Here is a 17,312-nt window from a genome sequence, read left to right on the forward strand (position 1 = left end):
GACGGACTATTATGATAAACTTAAAGAAGAAATGGATGATAGTGGAAGATGAATTAAATCTCCCAAGGAGGGCTTAAATGAAGAAAAGCTTCGAATTCACACATGAAGGCCGACATATCGTCATTGAGAATCGGTGGTTTGAAGGCGAAAAGTTATTCGTGGACGGCCAATTGCAGGATGAAAATCTGGGGCTCAGCTTCAGCGGGGAGTTGAACGGCAAACTGAAAACCACAGAAGGCATCAAAGACTTGAAAGCCACTGTCGGCGGTTTTTTTACGATCGAGTGCAAAGTGTTCATCGATCATCAATTGGCTTATTCCAGCAAGGCGCAGGCAATTCAATAGCTTAATTTGAGATAAGAAAAAATTGCAGCGAAAGGGGTGATATCAGATGACAATCCGTAATCAATTGTCAGCGTCAGGAACGACTCACGCAAAGCCTGTATGGAATGGCGATCCTTTGTGTGGGGCAAGCAAGAATTGAATCGCCCATCACGCGTCATTTCAGCACACGGCTTCCTTATTAGATAAGAGAATCTACTTTATAAGGAGTGTCTTACAATGACGCAAACAGAACAGAACCGTGCTGAGAACAACATCGCTGGTACTCGAGTGGAAGCATTTATCCGCAATGACCAGTTTAATTTCATCAAAAACCAAACAAAAATCCTGGTCAACGGCAAGGCAGCGAGCAATGACCGCGAAGTGGTGGATGTGCTGCGGCATTTGGCGCAGGAAAAGGTTTCCGGCTTGTTTCCATCAGTTACTGAAGAACAGTCATCGCTGCTTTCGCCATTGACGGCCATAGCAGATCAAGCGCAAGCCGATGCTTATTTGGAGCAATTGGAAGCTTACCTTGTGCCGTTTAAACAAGTGTCGCCTGCTGGATTGAAGAAGCTGTTTCCGAAAGCGAAAAAGTTGAAAGGCCCGGAGCTTGAGTCACTGGACTTTAAGCGCATATCCTATCTGGGGTGGATTGAAAGCTCGAATGTGATGTACTTGGTAACGGAACAAGACGGACAGTTGCAGGGAATCTATGGCAGCTTTACGCGCAGTTCGAAACAAGGCATCTGCTCGATCTGCAACCGCCACAGTGAGGTCGGCATGTTCATCGCGAAAACGAAAGGATCCACCCAGGGTCAGTTCATCAAGCGCGGTAATTATATTTGCCAAAACAGCGAAACCTGCAATGAACACATCGATACCATGGAGCGTCTGAATGAATTCGTCGGACGGCTGCAAAAATAAATGACCCAAAAGCTCTCCAGCAAATGCTGGGGAGCTTTTGTCTTAAAAAAGTTCTGATTCTCAACGAGCGGAGCGGTGTGAAATGGCAGGGATGGGGGTACTTTATCTGTAATCACGAACTCTGCCACTGCTGCCGGCGCACCGTGTCTGGTATAAGCCAAAACCAATTGTGTTGTTGGAGAGGGTGGGTTCGATGGGACCGGAACAGAATAAAACAGCGTTCAGCCTTGCCGCTTCCTGGTTCATGAAATGGGTGCTGAACAATAAAGCGGTATCAGTACTGATCATTTTGTTATTGATTCAATTGAATATTCTATTGGTGCCGAGAATCAGCTTCATTTTCGAGCCGCTTGTGGCCTTGTTCGGCGTCATGGGCTTGCCGCTCATCATGGCAGGAGTCCTGTATTATCTGCTCAATCCGTTGATCGACTGGATGGAGTCCAAGAAAATCCATCGCATCGGGGCGATTTCCATCGTTCTCATTGCAATCATTGGCCTGATTGTCTGGGGCATTGCCACTTTGATCCCGGTTATCCGTGAGCAGACCATCAGCCTGTTGGATAATTGGCGTGAGTATGTGGACCGTTTCATCGCACAAGTCGACGCGTTCTTCCAGAATGATTTGCTGTCGAGGCTTCAGACGCAATTGACTGGAGGGGAGGGCGATTTATCGACGTCGATTACGGAGCAAGCCGATGAAGTGGTGGGGACGACTGTCAGCGGCATCGGCAATGTCTTCGGCATCGTCTCGACGACGGTCCTGGCGTTGATCACGACGCCCTTCGTCTTGTTCTATTTGCTGAAAGACGGCCATCATCTGCCGTATCACATCATGAAATTTGTGCCGTCGCGTATGCGCGAGCAAACTTACCGCTTGCTGCGAGAAATGAATATGCAGATCAGCCAATACATTCGCGGCCAGCTGCTCGTCGCATTCTTTGTCGGTTTGATGTTCTGGATTGGCTTGAGCATCATCGGCCTCGAATACGCATTGACGCTCGGCATACTGGCAGGCGCGTTAAACCTGATTCCGTTTTTGGGAACGTTTATCGCCGTCATCCCGATCGTCGTCATCGCCATCGTGTTGCATTCTCCGTTGATGTTGTTAAAAGTACTGGCTGTCTTTACGATTGAACAAACGCTAGAAGGGCGTGTGGTGCAACCGCTCGTTCTCGGAAGTAGCTTGAATATCCATCCGGTCACGATCATCGCGGTTCTTTTGACAGCTGGTAGTTTGTTCGGGCTGCCGGGAGTGATACTGGGCATTCCAGCTTATGCGGTGCTCAAAGTGATCTTGGTTCACTTGTTCACATGGTACCAATCCTATACAGGCATGTATGCCGATGATTACAATCCGGCACCGAAGCCTTTAGTTTCCGAAAAGAAAAAGAAGAAGCTGCTGAAACGCAAGAAGAAACTGACTTAGGCATGGCTTGTGGCAAAGTCGTCAATTCGTGCGGGCAGAAAAAACTCCCAGCCAACGAAGTTAGCGGGGAGTTTTCCTGTATTAGCGAGTTTCGCTTTTGACGACCGGGCAAGACGGGTCGCTTGTCCATTCGTTCATGGAGCCGTCGTATACGGCAACATTCGGCTGTCCGAGTTTATTCAACATCAAGGCGTTCCACGTTGCCGCAATGCCGCCGCCGCAATACGTGATGACTTTTTTGCCAGGATCGAGTGCGCCGGTCTGTTCAAAAGCAGCACGCAGTTTTTCATCATCGTACAATGCTTTTGACTGTTCGTCTGCATGAACGCCGAAAAAGACGTTTTGGCTGCTTGGGATGTGGCTGCCTTCGTATTCTTCTGGCGACAGGCTGTCGATGAGAATGGTTTGTTCGTCATCGATGGCTTGTCGGACGTCTTCTTTCGTGGCGAGCATCTCGCTGCGCCGCTGACCCGAGAAGTTGGCTTTTGGATAGGACGCTTGGTCTGTTGATAGGTCGCGGCCTTCCGCTTGCCATTTCTGCAAACCGCCTTCCAAAATGGCGATTTGGTCGAATCCTTCATAACGCAATTGCCATGCGAGGCGCGAAGCCCAGTACGAAGCGGCAACCGATTCGCCGACGAGTGCGTTTTGATCATAGACGACGGTGCGTATGCCGTCGCCGATGCCGAGCTCGGTCATTTTGTCGATAAAAGCGTCGCGCGGCGGAACCGTGAACGGCAAATCCGATTCGCTATCGGTCAATTCCCCGAGCAAATCAGCATACACCGCACCCGGGATATGGCCGTGTGCAAAGTACTCTTTGCCGGATTCGACATCCGGCGGACCGCCGGCTTCCGGGAATTTCATGAAGACCGTGGCATCCACAATCCGTAAATCCGGATCATCCAAATGCTCGGCTAGCCAATCGGTTGTCACAATTAATGGAACATCATTCATCTAAGAACTCCTCCTTTGTGTAATTGTCTTTACTGTAAGCCTTGTATGAGAACTCCGTCAAAAATTAGGTTTCTAAAAAACGGATAGCATGACGACCAGCTCCATTTGTTGGTCCGCTATTGACCAAAAGGGGAAATGTCCATGATTTATGCAGCGCTGCTTCGCGGAATCAATGTCGGCGGCAACAATAAAATCAGCATGAAAGAACTGAAAGAAGTGTTCGAACAAGCAGGCATGTCGTCGGTCAAAACGTATATCAACTCAGGGAATATCGTCTTCGAAGACGCCCGTAATAAAGAGCAAGTAACGCTTGTTTTGGAAGAGGCGATTTTTGAACGTTTCGGGCTGCGCATTAAGGTGCTCGTTTATTCATTCGACGAATACAGCCGCATTGCACAAGCGGTCCCGCCAGAATGGGCTAACGACGAACGATTAAAAAGCGATGTGCTGTTTTTATGGGAGCAAGCCGATGATGAAGGCGTGCTGGAGCAATTGACTTTGAAGCCAGGCATCGATCGCGTGCAATACGTGCCCGGGGCAATTCTGTGGTCGGTCGACCGAGGGGATGTAACGAAAAGTGGAATGGCGAAAATCGTCGGGACCAAGCTGTATAAGCTGGTCACCGTCCGCAACGTCAACACTGTCCGGAAGATTTATAAGCTAATGAAGGAACTGGAGTGAAAAAACAAAATAGCTTTATTGTTGATGGATAATTCTGATAATATGAGAGTGATACAAAATATGGAAGTGGAGGCGATAGGATGGAATTGGCAGGCAAAGTGGCAGTGGTGACAGGCGGAGCTTCCGGAATCGGATTGGCGGCAGCAAAAGCATATTTGGCGAAAGGTGCAAAAGTGGTCATTGCCGACTTCAATGAAGAAGGCGGCAAACAGGCGGCAGAGAGCTTGAAGAACGACGGCGACATCCTGTTCATTAAAGTGGATGTGGCAAGCGAGGATTCGGTGAAGGAGATAATCGATTTCGCGATCGAACAATTCGGCACAATCGACCTGCTCGTAAGCAACGCCGGCATCGGCGCGTTGACGGAGACGCACGAGCTGAGCTATGAGGATTACCATAAAGTCATCGCGGTCAATCAGGACAGCATCTTCTTTGGCGCAAAGCACGCAATTCGCCATATGATGAACAATGGTGGCGGCGCCATCATCAACACTTCCTCAATTCTTGGAAGTGTCGGCGAAGGAGCAGCGTTTGCCTATAACGCATCAAAAGGCGCGGTCAACCTCATGACAAAATCCTTGGCGCTCCAATATGCACCGCATGGCATCCGCGTCAACGCTGTCGCTCCGGGTTATGTCGAATCCGGCATGGTCAGCCGTGAAGCGCTCGGCGAAGAATTCTACGGGCAGCTGGTCAGCAAGCATCCAATCGGTCGCCTCGGAAACGCGGATGAAATCGCCCACGCGATCATTTTCCTCAGTGAAAATGATTTCACCACCGGCACCACCATCCTGGTCGATGGAGGCTATACCGCGCAATAAACTGAAATGAAATAGCAGTATGTAATAGCACCCGTGCTTTGGATGGCTCGTCCAAGACACTGGTGTTTTTTGATTTTCCCGGATTGGCGGCGCAGGCAAGTTTCATCAGTGATTGGCGAGTGGAAACTAGGTGAGGCAAAAGAAGGGTTTCCTTTAAAATACATAAGTTCAGAAAACATAAAGGCCCTGCAGGTGATATGATTAGAAGATACGATCGACAGCGAAAACCCGAAGGAACAGCTAGGCTTTACGGATTTTTCAGTTTGGCGGAACAGGTGATGACACAATGGCAACGCAGACAAACACATACCAGACGTCTATACGTCTAACTAAAACCGCATCGGAAAAGATGAGAGGGTTCGGCATCAGCGAACGCTCATTTTTTATGGCGGACAAACCGTTTGAGGTATTTCTTGAACGCTATCCGTCGACTGCGGATGGCTCTCTTTCGGTTGCGTTGCTGTTCAGTGCAGAACAGACAGGACGTCTGACGGATCAGGCAAATGGACAATTGGCTGTCCTTCACTGCGTGTTTGCCAATCATCAGCTATTGGTGACCAACGTGACGCTCAGAAAAGCCTATCAGGCGCTTGGCACCAATTGGCAGCGCGAGGAGTCGATTCAGTTCAACAATTCGCGCGATCCGGTGCCGGTAGCGTTCATGAATTTGATCAACCGGATGACGCCTGCGAAAGAGCGATCGGAGTACGTGAAAAAGCGCATCTCGAGCTGGGAAGGCTATTTGAAAATCCAAGAACAGGGCATGGATATTCCGGATATCAAGACAGGCTATTCAAATCTGGCGTTCAGCCACGACTTCAGCCGCATCACCTTGACGGGCTGCCGCATGGACGACAAAGAATGGAAAAACCTGCGCAATTTGAGCGTCCGCTTGACGGGGATCGACGGCGATGTCGGCAGTGTCTTCAAGACGAAAAACCGCGCAATCGAAATCGAATTGAACCCATACATCATCAAGCAGTTGCGCGAAAAAGTGCATGCCCTGCCAAAAAAGGAAGTCGTGTTCAGCAATTTCGCGGCACTCAGCCAAATCCGGAGATTGCGCCAAGGCTTCACCAATCTCGAGAAGGGGCTCGCGGTCAACCCGCAGCTCGATCGCCTATTATTTGAGGAGCGGCCGAATGTGGCGCCGCTAAAAGAAATGCCGAAGCTCGAGTTCCACAACCGCTTGAATGAATTCCAGCAGCAAGCGGTGACAGGGGCGATGTCAGCGGAAGATCTCTACGTAATCCAAGGCCCTCCCGGAACCGGCAAGACGACGGTCATTTCGGAAATTTGTCTGCAAAATGCGAAAAAAGGTTTGCGCACGCTCGTCGCTTCCCAGTCGAATCTGGCAGTCGATAATGCGCTCGGGCGTTTGCTTGCCCATAAAGACATTCGCATCTTGCGCGTCGGGCGCACCGAAAGCATCGAAGAAGACGGACAGAAATTCATCGAAGAAAACGTCGGCCAGTATTGGAAAGACCACACCTTAAAAGAAATCACGGCGCAGTTCGAGGCGCGTAAAGTCCGCGAACAAGAAGTCGCCCACAAGCTTAAAGAAACGCAACAAGCCTACGCAGAATTGCAGCCGGTTTTTGAAAAATGGAAGCAAGCTGTAGAAGATAAAAAGACAGCCCAAGCGAAACAACGCGAATTGCAGTCGTCCATCGAACCGTTGCAAAACAAAACCCGGGCAATCGAGCTCGAACAGCGGCAAGCAATGAGCCAAAAGCACAGCAACCAAGAGAAAATGGACGCCCTGCAAACGGCAATCGACAAAGCGCAAAGTCTGATCGATAGCGGTTATGGGCCCGAATGGTTCGAACAGCAACAACAGGAAACAACTGAAACCATCGAGCAACTCGAACGCGTACGCGAGTCCACTCAGCTGACCGAACAGCTGTCAGCGCTCCGCCGCGAGATGGCATTGATTGAAGAAAAACGCGACGAAGTGATGGCGAAAGCTAAGGAAAAGCAAGCCGTGCTCGAAACAGTCGAGGGCATGAAGAAAGTCGGCAGCTTGCTTGATGTGATGAATGAACAGCAGATCGAAGAAGTGCCGGCGATCACTTTCTCACTCAGCAAACTCGACATGATCCGCGACAAGATGGCCGAGCGTAAAAAACTTGAAGCCTATAATACCAGCGTCACTTCAGCGATCGGCTATGTCGAGAAATTGCTCGGAAGTTCTGGCATCGATGCGGCGCAAGTGAAAGAACGCGCCTTGTCGCAAGCAGAATCGTTCACCTCGGCCAATATCGATGAGTTTCTGGAAAAGCTGCGCGCGGTGCTAAAAAATTCGCAGCACATCGACTCGAGCGTGCTCACGAAGGCGCTAAGCGGCTTATACAAACGGCAGAACGATGTGTGGCGGAGAGGCGCGATGCTAAAAGCCACCGATGTTTATATAGAAGAATCGCAACGTGCATTCGGCCAATTGAAAAAAGCGCTGTGCATGGAACTTGAAAAACACAGGCAGCGCTACCTGGACTTGGACGAACGAGGGCTGGAACAATTCGAACGGCAGCGTGCAGAACTTTCACGGATCGAACGGCGAGTGAGCAGTTTGTCCGTTTCAATCGAAGTGCCGGAAGATATCGAACAGGCGATTGCCGACCGGCAAACACATTTGACGCAGCTCCGGAAAGACCAAGCGGATTCCGCACGGGCGGCAGCGGATTTGGAGCAACAGAAAGCCCATTTGCTTGATGAACAAACAGCATTTGAGAAAGCCGAACAGCGAATCGTGGAGATTGCAGCGCAACTTGACGTAGCGATGCGGCGTCAAACAGAGAAAGAGCAGGAACTTCAAGCTTTGGAAACCATCCTTTCAACGGATCCGGAAGCGGCATACGAAGAAACCGCGAAACAACTCGCCAGTTTGTCATTCGATGTGGAATCGCTCAAGCAAGAGCAGAAAAACTTCCCCTTATGGCAATCAGTGCAGAAGCAATGGATCGGGCTGCTCGAGTCGGCGAACGAGCACGATTTGGATGAAATCCGCAAGCTGTATATCAAACACGCCAATGTCATCGGAACGACTTGTGTGGCATCAGCGCGCAAGGATTTCCAGGACAATTATCCGGTATTCGATGTCGTCATCGTCGATGAAGTGTCGAAAGCGACGCCTCCTGAACTATTACTGCCGATGCTCAAAGGCAAAAAGGTCATTTTGGTGGGGGATCACCACCAATTGCCGCCATTGCTCGGCAACGATACATTGGAAGAGACCTTAGAAGAAATGATTAAAGAGGGCAGCGGCTTTGAAGAAAAGCGCGAACTCGAGAAACTGCTGGAAGAATCGCTGTTCGAACGCTTGTATAAGAATCTGCCAGAATCGAACAAGACGATGCTCGCTATCCAGTACCGCATGCACGAAGACATCATGGAAACCATCTCGCCGTTCTACAAAGACGAGAATGTGCAATTGCAATGCGGCTTAGCTGATTCAGACAGAGAACGCGACCATTTCCTTGAGTCGGCATCCGTCAAACGCAACAACCATCTCATGTGGCTCGATTTGCCGAACGAACCGGCGTATTTCGAGGAGCGCATGAGCGGCGGGAAAAGCTTATTCAACCCGTCGGAACTTGCAGAAATCAGCCGCCTGCTGGTGGAACTCAACGACGCGGTGGCCGAAGCGAAAGCGGCCGGGCGGATTCCGGCGGATGAGCTGAAAACCGTCGGTGTCATTTCGTTCTACGGCGAACAAGTCAAACGGCTGCAGCGCATGATCGACCAGGAAATGCGCTTGCCGCATTTATTGATCCGCACCGGTACGGTCGACCGATTCCAAGGCAGCGAAATGGAAATTATCCTCCTGAGCATGGTCCGCAATAACCACAATGACCGCGGCGATATCGGCTTCGCAAAAGATTACCGCCGATTGAACGTCGCGTTGTCGCGTGCCAAGCAATTACTCGTGATGGTCGGCAGTTCCGCAATGTTCACGCAGCGTGCGAAAAAAGAACAGACGAAACGGATGTATCAGCATGTGCTCGATGTGGCCGAACAAAAACAAGGCGTAAAAGTGCTGCAGAAGGGGTGAGCAAGTGGACAAACTGAACAATAAGCTGCGCGCGGAAGTGGCGTCCAACAAGGACGTAACAATCGTCAAAGAACTTTCGTGGCATTTGCCGTTGGTTTCCTATGAAGTGTCGTTTGCCCGCGTCAAGCGGCTCAAAATGGACATTTTAATGAAGATGCTCTTGCTGGCGTTTCAAGAAGCAGACATCCGCCGCCCTGCAGCGCTCGCTGAGATGCTGTTTGTCGAAGAGCTGTTCATTCGCGATTTGATCGACAAAATGCACAGCACGCAGCTGATCCGCCTCGAGACAAAAGGCTACCGGCTGACCGATAAAGGCCATGGCCATTTGGAGAAAGGCATTTTCGAAGAAGCGATGGAAGGCGGAGAAGACATCATTTCATTTAGTGCTGTACACGACGCCTATAGCTTGTCGGAAGGAGTGCTTGAAGAAAATGGAAAGAACTTGCCTCCATACCGCTATGCGCTTAGCCGAAAAGCTGATACAGAGCGCATCCACGAGCTGTTAACGATAGAAAAAAACAGTGCAGAAGATGGCTATCAAGTGATCGTCGCAGACATTTCATCGTGCGAAGAAATTGGCACTGAATACATTCCTTGCGTTGAGTTTCAATTATATGACCAAAAACAGGACCTCTTTTACGCGCGTGTCTGGAATACACGGCTCGGCGCATGGGATGAGGTGCTTGAAAAGCAGATCGAAGAAAAGGAACTTGTCGAATGGCGCGAAGCGATGAAAACTGCGAAACCTTCCTAAAAAGCCGCTTTAAACTTTGAATTTCCGGAAAATGGGAGTACAATAGAGTTTGTTTCTTTAAAGGCAGGTGCGCTAGACTGCTTTCAGATAATCGATGTAGAAAAGGTGTAATGCATAATGAAAAATAAAATGAAAATGAATAACTACATGCCCTTATTTCTCTTGGCAGTTGTCATGTTGTGGGCGAAGACCTATATCTCGCAAAAAACCCAATTTACGCTTGAAGTGGAAGGGGCGCTGCAGGAATTCCTGCTAGCGATCAACCCTCTAGGTTCGGCGCTGTTACTATTGAGCTTCTCGCTATTCTTCAAAGGCACGCGGAAATACTGGGCACTGCTTTCAATTTACCTCGGCATGTCGATCCTGCTGTATGCCAATGTCGTCTATTACCGGTTCTTCAGTGACTTCATCACATTGCCGACTTTGTTCCAAACACAGAACTTCGGCGATTTGGGCGGCAGTGTCCTGACCTTGATCCAGCCGATGGATTTCCTGTTCTTTGTGGACGTCTTGATCCTCGGTGCATGGGTAATTTCCAAGCGGACGGAAAAAGACATGCGCGTAATCAAAAAGAGAATGGCCTTGCCGTTAATTGCGGCGGCTTTGTTGATTTCTCTCTTTAATTTGTCGCTCGCGGAATCGGATCGTCCAGACCTATTGACTCGCGGCTTTGACCGCGCGTACATTGTCAAATATTTAGGGATGTATAATTACGCCCTGTATGACACGGCGGAAACATTAAAAGCTTCTTCTCAGCGGGTCATGGCCGACAGCGACGACAATACGGAAGTGTTGAACTACACGAAATCCAATTATGCGAGCCCCAATGAAGAATATTTCGGTGCAGCGGAAGACATGAACGTCGTCTATCTGCATCTCGAATCGTTCCAGACTTTCCTGATGGATTATGAACTGGATGGGGAAGAAGTGACGCCGTTCTTGAATTCGATGATGGATGACCCGAATACATTGTACTTCGATAATTTCTTCCACCAGACAGCGCAAGGCAAAACTTCGGATGCGGAATTCATGCTCGAAAACTCCCTATTCGGCTTGCCGAAAGGATCAGCATTCATTACGAAAGGCCAGAACACGTACCAATCGGCTCCGGCCATCTTGAAAGATGAAGGCTATACGTCAGCTGTGTTCCACGGCAATAACGGGACGTTTTGGAACCGCTCTGAAATCTACAAATCCTTCGGTTACGACCATTTCTTCGATATCGAATCGTATCCGAATACGACAGAAGCGGATATGGCCGAATACGGCTTGATGGATAAACCGTTCTTCGAGCAGTCAGCGCCGATTTTAGAGTCGCTGCCGGAGCCGTTCTATTCGAAATTTATCACGGTGTCGCATCATTTCCCTTATAAAATGGACCAGCAACTGGCGACCATCGAAAAAGGAACGACTGGCGATGCGAGCGTCGATAATTATTTCCAGACGGCCCGTTATGCTGACGAAGCGATCAAGCAGTTCTTTGAACAGCTTGAAGCGTCTGGCCTTGCGGACAATACGATGATCGTCATGTATGGCGATCATTACGGCATTTCCGATAACCACAATGAGGCGATGTCTGAGGTATTGTCAAAAGACATCACGCCGGTGGAAAACGCCAAGCTTCAGCGCGTTCCTTTGTTCATCCACGTACCGGGCATGGAAGGCGGCATCAACAAAACGTATGGCGGCCAAATTGACCTATTGCCGACCGTGATGCATTTGCTTGGTGTGGAAACGCAGAAGTACGTGCATTTCGGAACCGATCTATTGTCGGAAGAACATGAAGAACTCGTCATGTTCCGCAATGGCGATTATGTCAGCCCCGAGGTCTATTCCATTAGTGAAGCGTTTTATGATCCCGAAACTGGCTTGCCGCTCGAAGATGAGCAGCAGCTCGAGCAAGCCGAGACCTTGAAGCAGCACGGCAGATATGAATTGCAGCTGTCGGACCAAGTGGTCAACGGTGACTTGTTGAGATTCTATACGCCGAACGGCTTCACGCCAGTCGACCCGGCGGATTATTATTACCAGCAATCTACAGACTTAACTGAATGATATGAGCAGATGCCCTGAACCGTTTATGGTTCAGGGCATCTGTGTGAAGGCGTACTGCAGCTCTGGATGCTCGTTAGTTCCCTTATGCTTTTTTCTGTGAAACAATAAACGTACGATGAATCCAAGAATAAAGGAGCGACAGCAAATGTTCTCGTTTTTCAAAAAGAAATGCGCCGTGTGCCAACAAAAAGCACGGCAGCCGCGAAAATATTACAACGACCGCAATGAAGCGGTCGTCGTCTGTGCACAATGCGCCATTTACGCCGAACGACGCGCGTTCCGGAAACGCAGTGCCTAAACAGAAAGCTTGCCGGGTTAGCGGCAGGCTTTTTCCTATTAAAAGAAGTTTTATTTTCCGTTATAATTAAAAAAACCGTCGTTACGGAAGGGGAAGCGCATGAATCACCACATTGAGCTCAAGTCCGAAAATCTCCACTCTTCGTTCAATAAAGAATATAAACCGATTTTGACTATTCAATCAGGCGATACGATCGAAACGAGGACACCCGACATCCAATGGGGCTACTCGGCACATAAAGGCGAAGAACGAGTCATTTACCATTCGCGCGAAAACGAAGAACGGCTCGGCCATCCGCTCATCGGGCCGGTTGCCATTGAAGGCGCAAAGCCTGGAATGGTGCTCGAAGTGCGCATCAATCAAAATGTCCCTGGATGGTACGGACGTAATTGGGCGGGCGGTACGCCGGCTTGGCAAAACGAGAAGCTTGGTATTGCCGACAGCGAACGCCTCCAAATCGACTGGACGCTGGACCGTGAGCAGATGACCGGTAACTGCACAATGTCCGGCAGGCAATTCAGCGTCGCCCTATCGCCGTTTCTTGGCCTCATCGGCCTGGCGCCTGGAGAGTCGGGAACGCACCGCACTTCGCCGCCGTACCGGACGGGCGGCAATATCGATTGCAAGGAACTGGTCGAAGGCAGCTCGCTGTTTTTGCCGGTCGAAGTGGAAGGGGCGCTCTTGTCGTTCGGCGATGGTCATGCGCTACAAGGCGATGGCGAGAACTCCGGAACGGCAATCGAATGTCCGATGGATCTCGTCAATTTGACAGTCGTGCTCCATGAAGAAATGGAACTTGCCATGCCGAAAGCTAAAACGCCCGCCGGCTGGGTGACATTCGGTTTCGATGAAGACTTGAACGAAGCCGCAGCGACGGCTCTCGACGAAATGGTCGGCTTGATCCAGCAGTTTCATTCGCTATCAAAAACGGAAGCGATGGCGCTCGCGAGCGTCGCTGTCGACTTGCGCGTCACACAGATTGTCAACGGCGTCAAAGGGGTGCACGCCATTTTGCCGCACGGTGCGATTCGTTAAACAATAAAAAATGCCAGGGAAGAGGAGTTGCCTCTTTCCTGGCATTTTTCTATTAGACGACGCCGACCAATACGGAGACGGCGAGCAAGACGATGCTGAAGCCCCACATAATCGGAAGGGAGTAGCGGATATGACGGCCCATCTCGAGCCCGGCCAAGCCAAGTGCGAGCCAAAGGGCCGGTGAGAACGGGCTGACGAATGTGCCGATGATATTGCCGATGATCATGGCGTAGGCAGCTGTCAGCGAGGACACGCCGGCGCCTGTGACGACTTGTTCGACAATCGGGAACAAGGCGAAATAATAAGCGTCGGTACTGAGCAATAAATCGAACGGCACGCCGAAGAATCCGATGATCAAGTGCAGGTAAGGAATGACGAATGCCGGCAGGATCGTGACCAAATCACTGGCGATCGAATCGAGCATCAAAGTGCCTTCCAGGATGCCGAGGAACGAACCGGCAGCCAAAATGATTGCCGCCATGAGAAGCGCATTCGGCGCATGGTCTTTGATGCGATCCATTTGGTCTTTCATGTCCGGGTAGTTGAGCGGCAAGGCGATGCTGACGCCAATCATAAAGGCAAGGCCTGCTGGAATGACGCCCCATACGAGCACGCCGATGACGGCCAGCGCCAAGAGCGTGTTTGCCCATAAGAGCTTCGGCCGGCGAAGGGCGGCGGCTTTTTGTGACTTTTCGTCTTGAGCCGTCACATCGAGCGGGTCAGCTTCTTCGAAGATTTCCTTATTGAAATCACCGCGTCTTGCGATGAGTCGCTTTTCACGCATTGCGAGCAAGACAGCCAGGGCGATCAACAGGATGAGCCCGATCACTTGGACTTTGATCAGCGGGCGCCATAATTCGGTTACGTCCATGCCGAGCACTGCAGCGGTGCGGCCGAGCGGTCCAGCCCACGGCAGCATGTTCATGATGCTCGCCGAAGTACCGACCAGCAATAGCAGGAGGTAAGGGTTCATTTTCAAGCGCTTATAGAGCGGAAGCAGTGCTGGAATGGTGATCAGGAAAGTGGATGCGCCCGATCCATCAAGTTGGGCAACCGCGGCGATGACGACGGTGCCGACAGCGACAGCGATGACGTTTCCTTTCGAGACAGCGATCATTTTATTGATCAATGGGTCGAACAAACCGACATCTTGCATGATGCCGAAGAAGAGAATCGCGAAGATGAACATGATGACAACACTGATGACCGATTCGACGCCGCTATTGAAGAAGTCGCCGATTTCCGCGAAGCTGAATCCTGCGACAAAGGCAGCCACAATCGGCACAAGCACAAGTGCGACGATTGGAGTGATTTTATTGCTGATAAGAAGTGCCACAATGATGATGATCGTAAATAAGGCAATAATGCTTAACATACTGGATTCCCCCTGGGTGCAAAATAGCGCGGAGGATTATTTTGTAAACGCATACATATTGGCGCAAAAAATAAATCCCCCGGTTCAAGTTATAAATAACAACTTATCACAGAGGGATTTGAAAAATAAGATTATTCACTTAAGGCGACTAAAGAGCGTTTTGGGGGTTTTGTTCATTTTGTCCACGGGACGTAACGCCGTTCAGGACGGCCGATTCCCCCGTAATTCAATTGCGCTTTCGCATCACCGCTTGCGACCAGATGCTCCAGGTAGCGCCTTGCGGTGGAGCGGCTGATGCCGACTGCTTTGCCGGCTTCCATGGCGTTGGCCCCTTCAGGTGGAGAAGCGTTCAAAAAGTCGCGGACGCCGTCCAAAGTCAATTGATCGATGCCTTTCGGAAGCTCTTCGCCATTGTCTTCTGTTTGGGCCATTTGTGCAGCGGTCACGCCGAACAGGCGGTCGAGCTCGCTTTGCTGCCAGTCTCGCGGCTCAGTGAGCAACAACCGCTGATCACGGAAGCGTTCCAAGGCTTGCGCAAACCGCCCGAAGTCGACAGGTTTCAATAAATAATCGAATATGCCGCCGCGAACGGTTGTTGCAATCGTTTCAATTTCATTGGCGGCAGTCACCATGATGATGGCGATTTGAGGATACTTAGTGCGGATTTCCCAAAACAGTTCCAGCCCCGAGCGGTCGGGGATGAAGACATCGAGCAGGATCAGATCCGGAAGCGGCGCTGCCTTCTCTAAATAGGCCATGGCTTCGTCTCCTGATTTGGCAATCGAGGCAGCTGCATACCCAGCGACTTGCCCGGTGAGTTCGGCGTTGATGTCGGCCACGCGGAAATCGTCTTCGATAATCAATACGTGAAGTGGTGCGTTCATGGGTGTATTCCTTCTTTCGGTAAAGTCAGTACAAAACAAGCGCCTCCGAGTTCACTTTCTTCGATCAGCACTTCGCCGCCAGCCGCTTTGGCGAGGCGATTCGTCGTACTCAAGCCGAAGCCACGGCCAGCAGTACTTTTCGATGATGTGCCTTCATTAAAGATGCCGCTCGCAATGGCCGGGGAGATCCCGGGACCGGAATCATCGATTTCAAAAATGATGTCATCTCCGATATCGGTAAATGTCAGGGAGATGAGCCGCTCTGATATTGGCTGTTGCTTGACGGCTTCAAAGGCATTATCGAGCAAGTTGCCGATGGCGGTCAAGAGGGCTTGTCGCTGCGGTTCAGCTACAGCTTGCTGGAGGCTACTATCCTCGCCGATTGTCAGCTGCACTTGCTGTTCACGTGCTTGATGGATCTTGCCGAGCAACAAGCCGCTGATGAGCGGGTCTTTCACTTTGCCGATCAACTGTCGCGACCATTCGAGCTGGATATGATGTTCGGTCCGGATGAATTCAAGGGCGTCTTTTCTTTTATCCAAATGGAGCAATCCGGAAATCGTGTACAGTTTATTCGAAAATTCGTGAGTTTGGGCGCGCAGCGCATTGGCGTATTGTTTTACTTGGGCAAGTTCTTTCGCCAGCTGGTCGATTTCCGTTTTGTAGCGGAAAGTCGAAACCGCCCCGACCAATGCCCCTTCGAAATGAATCGGGCTTGAGTTGACATAGACGGGATGCTCGCCGTAAAGCCGTTCCTGGTCGAAATGGCTCGTGCCACTCGCCAAAATTTCAGGCAGATCGGAAGAAGGCAGCACTTCGGTGACCGGTTGGCCAATCAATGACTGTTCGTCTTTCTCATTTCCGAACAATAATTGCTTGGCTTGGTGATTGAGCAAAGTGATGTGGCCCAGGCGATTAACGGCGATGATGCCTTCGTGGGTCGATTGCAGAATGGTTTCTTTTTGGAATAGCAGATGGGCAATTTCTTCGGGCTCAAGGCCGTGAAGTTTACGCTTGATATACGAAGCAATGGCGATTGCCATTAGGAAAGCGACAGCGCCGATGATGAGCAGCATAAGCCAGACTTCCTGCGTATAATCGCCGATCAAGCTCTGGACGTCGGTCGAAAGAAAGCCGACTGAGACGACGCCGATAATTTGCCCGTCGGAATAGATGGGCACTTTCGCGCGCAGCGAATCACCGAGTGTGCCGGCTGCTTTCGAGACATAGGATTGGCCTTCATTAAGAGCCCGTTCGTTGTCTTCGCCGACCATCCGCCCGCCGATCTGTTCGGGATTGGGATGGGAATAGCGGATTTCTTCGCGGTTCCCCACCACGATGAATTCCGCTTCGGTTGCTTGCTGAACGGGGGTGACGAGCGGCTGGATGACGGCTGCCGGGTCTGGTGCATCGAATGCTTCGATGATATCGGGGTTAAGGGCGATGGCTTCTGCGACACTGAGCGCTTGTTCCCCGAGCTGGTCTTCGGTCACAGTGCGCACAAAATAATTCGAAAACAAGCCGATCACCAAGAGAACCGCTGCGATCAACAGTGCAATCAAGGCGACCATTTTAGTTTTTAATGAAAGCGCACGGCCCGGTTCATCGTTCCAGCTGCGCTTCTTGACTGTCTTTTGTAGAAACATGTAGCAGGCTCCTTGTGGATAATTTCTGTAGACATCATACCATAGCGGGCAAGACGTAGAGGGTGCAGTTCCATCAACCGGG

The 17,312-nt window shown here is 50.6% G+C and carries 14 protein-coding genes; 10 read left to right on the plus strand and 4 right to left on the minus strand.

Features of this window, described 5'->3' with window-relative positions; all coding sequences use genetic code 11:
* Nucleotides 1-77 precede the first annotated feature (77 nt).
* The 3 genes from AUC31_RS02325 to AUC31_RS02335 all read left to right on the plus strand — a co-directional run bounded on the left by AUC31_RS02325 (nt 78) and on the right by AUC31_RS02335 (nt 2,673).
* Nucleotides 78-344 carry a hypothetical protein gene (locus tag AUC31_RS02325; protein ID WP_058381560.1) on the plus strand — a complete coding sequence of 89 codons (267 nt, stop codon included), beginning with the start codon at nt 78-80 and terminating at the stop codon, nt 342-344.
* A gap of 216 nt (nt 345-560) precedes the next feature.
* The gene (locus AUC31_RS02330; RefSeq protein WP_174519992.1) at nt 561-1,247 is read left to right on the plus strand and encodes a FusB/FusC family EF-G-binding protein; all 687 of its coding nucleotides are present in this window, start codon (nt 561-563) and stop codon (nt 1,245-1,247) included.
* 193 nt (nt 1,248-1,440) lie between these two features.
* Nucleotides 1,441-2,673, plus strand: coding sequence for an AI-2E family transporter (locus AUC31_RS02335; RefSeq protein ID WP_058381559.1), 1,233 nt, complete (start codon nt 1,441-1,443; stop codon nt 2,671-2,673).
* Nucleotides 2,674-2,754: 81 nt separating this feature from the next.
* On the opposite strand, the gene AUC31_RS02340 is transcribed toward AUC31_RS02335, so the two are convergent.
* Nucleotides 2,755-3,630, minus strand: coding sequence for a sulfurtransferase (locus tag AUC31_RS02340; protein WP_058381558.1), 876 nt, complete (start codon nt 3,628-3,630; stop codon nt 2,755-2,757).
* Between the two features lie 141 nt (nt 3,631-3,771).
* Here AUC31_RS02340 and AUC31_RS02345 point away from each other — a divergent pair, with 141 nt between their 5' ends.
* The 7 genes from AUC31_RS02345 to AUC31_RS02375 all read left to right on the plus strand — a co-directional run bounded on the left by AUC31_RS02345 (nt 3,772) and on the right by AUC31_RS02375 (nt 13,325).
* Nucleotides 3,772-4,311, plus strand: coding sequence for a DUF1697 domain-containing protein (locus AUC31_RS02345; protein WP_058381557.1), 540 nt, complete (start codon nt 3,772-3,774; stop codon nt 4,309-4,311).
* Between the two features lie 80 nt (nt 4,312-4,391).
* Nucleotides 4,392-5,132 carry an SDR family NAD(P)-dependent oxidoreductase gene (locus AUC31_RS02350; protein WP_058381556.1) on the plus strand — a complete coding sequence of 247 codons (741 nt, stop codon included), beginning with the start codon at nt 4,392-4,394 and terminating at the stop codon, nt 5,130-5,132.
* A gap of 286 nt (nt 5,133-5,418) precedes the next feature.
* Nucleotides 5,419-9,183: an AAA domain-containing protein gene (locus tag AUC31_RS02355; protein ID WP_058381555.1), complete on the plus strand. Its 3,765-nt coding sequence runs from the start codon at nt 5,419-5,421 to the stop codon at nt 9,181-9,183.
* A gap of 4 nt (nt 9,184-9,187) precedes the next feature.
* Nucleotides 9,188-9,937 (plus strand): hypothetical protein, encoded by a 750-nt coding sequence (locus AUC31_RS02360; protein WP_058381554.1) that lies wholly within the window; start codon nt 9,188-9,190, stop codon nt 9,935-9,937.
* Between the two features lie 117 nt (nt 9,938-10,054).
* Entirely contained in the window at nt 10,055-11,992 is a 1,938-nt protein-coding gene (gene ltaS, locus AUC31_RS02365; protein WP_058381553.1) for a lipoteichoic acid synthase, read from the plus strand.
* 145 nt (nt 11,993-12,137) lie between these two features.
* On the plus strand, nt 12,138-12,290 hold the full coding sequence (locus tag AUC31_RS17825) for a hypothetical protein (RefSeq protein ID WP_218916837.1): 153 nt from the start codon (nt 12,138-12,140) through the stop codon (nt 12,288-12,290).
* Between the two features lie 99 nt (nt 12,291-12,389).
* Nucleotides 12,390-13,325 carry an acetamidase/formamidase family protein gene (locus tag AUC31_RS02375; RefSeq protein WP_058381551.1) on the plus strand — a complete coding sequence of 312 codons (936 nt, stop codon included), beginning with the start codon at nt 12,390-12,392 and terminating at the stop codon, nt 13,323-13,325.
* Nucleotides 13,326-13,377: 52 nt separating this feature from the next.
* Here AUC31_RS02375 and AUC31_RS02380 read toward each other — a convergent pair whose 3' ends face one another.
* From AUC31_RS02380 to AUC31_RS02390, 3 genes are all read right to left on the minus strand, one after another.
* Entirely contained in the window at nt 13,378-14,700 is a 1,323-nt protein-coding gene (locus AUC31_RS02380) for a CitMHS family transporter (RefSeq protein ID WP_058381550.1), read from the minus strand.
* Nucleotides 14,701-14,873: 173 nt separating this feature from the next.
* Complete coding sequence (locus AUC31_RS02385) at nt 14,874-15,584, minus strand: response regulator (RefSeq protein ID WP_058381549.1); 711 nt, start codon at nt 15,582-15,584, stop codon at nt 14,874-14,876.
* Nucleotides 15,581-17,230 (minus strand): ATP-binding protein, encoded by a 1,650-nt coding sequence (locus AUC31_RS02390; protein ID WP_058381548.1) that lies wholly within the window; start codon nt 17,228-17,230, stop codon nt 15,581-15,583. Before AUC31_RS02390 ends, AUC31_RS02385 begins: the two co-directional genes overlap by 4 nt.
* Nucleotides 17,231-17,312: the final 82 nt, after the last annotated feature.

Source organism: Planococcus rifietoensis, from assembly GCF_001465795.2.
Classification (GTDB): Bacteria; Bacillota; Bacilli; order Bacillales_A; family Planococcaceae; genus Planococcus; species Planococcus rifietoensis.

Coding starts and splice junctions, on each gene's coding strand:
- AUC31_RS17825 (WP_218916837.1), top strand. CDS start 12,138: ATGTTCTCGTTTTTCAAAAAGAAATGCGCCGTGTGCCAACAAAAAGCA.
- AUC31_RS02325 (WP_058381560.1), top strand. CDS start 78: ATGAAGAAAAGCTTCGAATTCACACATGAAGGCCGACATATCGTCATT.
- AUC31_RS02390 (WP_058381548.1), bottom strand. CDS start 17,230: ATGTTTCTACAAAAGACAGTCAAGAAGCGCAGCTGGAACGATGAACCG.
- ltaS (WP_058381553.1), top strand. CDS start 10,055: ATGAAAAATAAAATGAAAATGAATAACTACATGCCCTTATTTCTCTTG.
- AUC31_RS02335 (WP_058381559.1), top strand. CDS start 1,441: ATGGGACCGGAACAGAATAAAACAGCGTTCAGCCTTGCCGCTTCCTGG.
- AUC31_RS02345 (WP_058381557.1), top strand. CDS start 3,772: ATGATTTATGCAGCGCTGCTTCGCGGAATCAATGTCGGCGGCAACAAT.
- AUC31_RS02350 (WP_058381556.1), top strand. CDS start 4,392: ATGGAATTGGCAGGCAAAGTGGCAGTGGTGACAGGCGGAGCTTCCGGA.
- AUC31_RS02385 (WP_058381549.1), bottom strand. CDS start 15,584: ATGAACGCACCACTTCACGTATTGATTATCGAAGACGATTTCCGCGTG.
- AUC31_RS02330 (WP_174519992.1), top strand. CDS start 561: ATGACGCAAACAGAACAGAACCGTGCTGAGAACAACATCGCTGGTACT.
- AUC31_RS02355 (WP_058381555.1), top strand. CDS start 5,419: ATGGCAACGCAGACAAACACATACCAGACGTCTATACGTCTAACTAAA.
- AUC31_RS02340 (WP_058381558.1), bottom strand. CDS start 3,630: ATGAATGATGTTCCATTAATTGTGACAACCGATTGGCTAGCCGAGCAT.
- AUC31_RS02380 (WP_058381550.1), bottom strand. CDS start 14,700: ATGTTAAGCATTATTGCCTTATTTACGATCATCATCATTGTGGCACTT.
- AUC31_RS02375 (WP_058381551.1), top strand. CDS start 12,390: ATGAATCACCACATTGAGCTCAAGTCCGAAAATCTCCACTCTTCGTTC.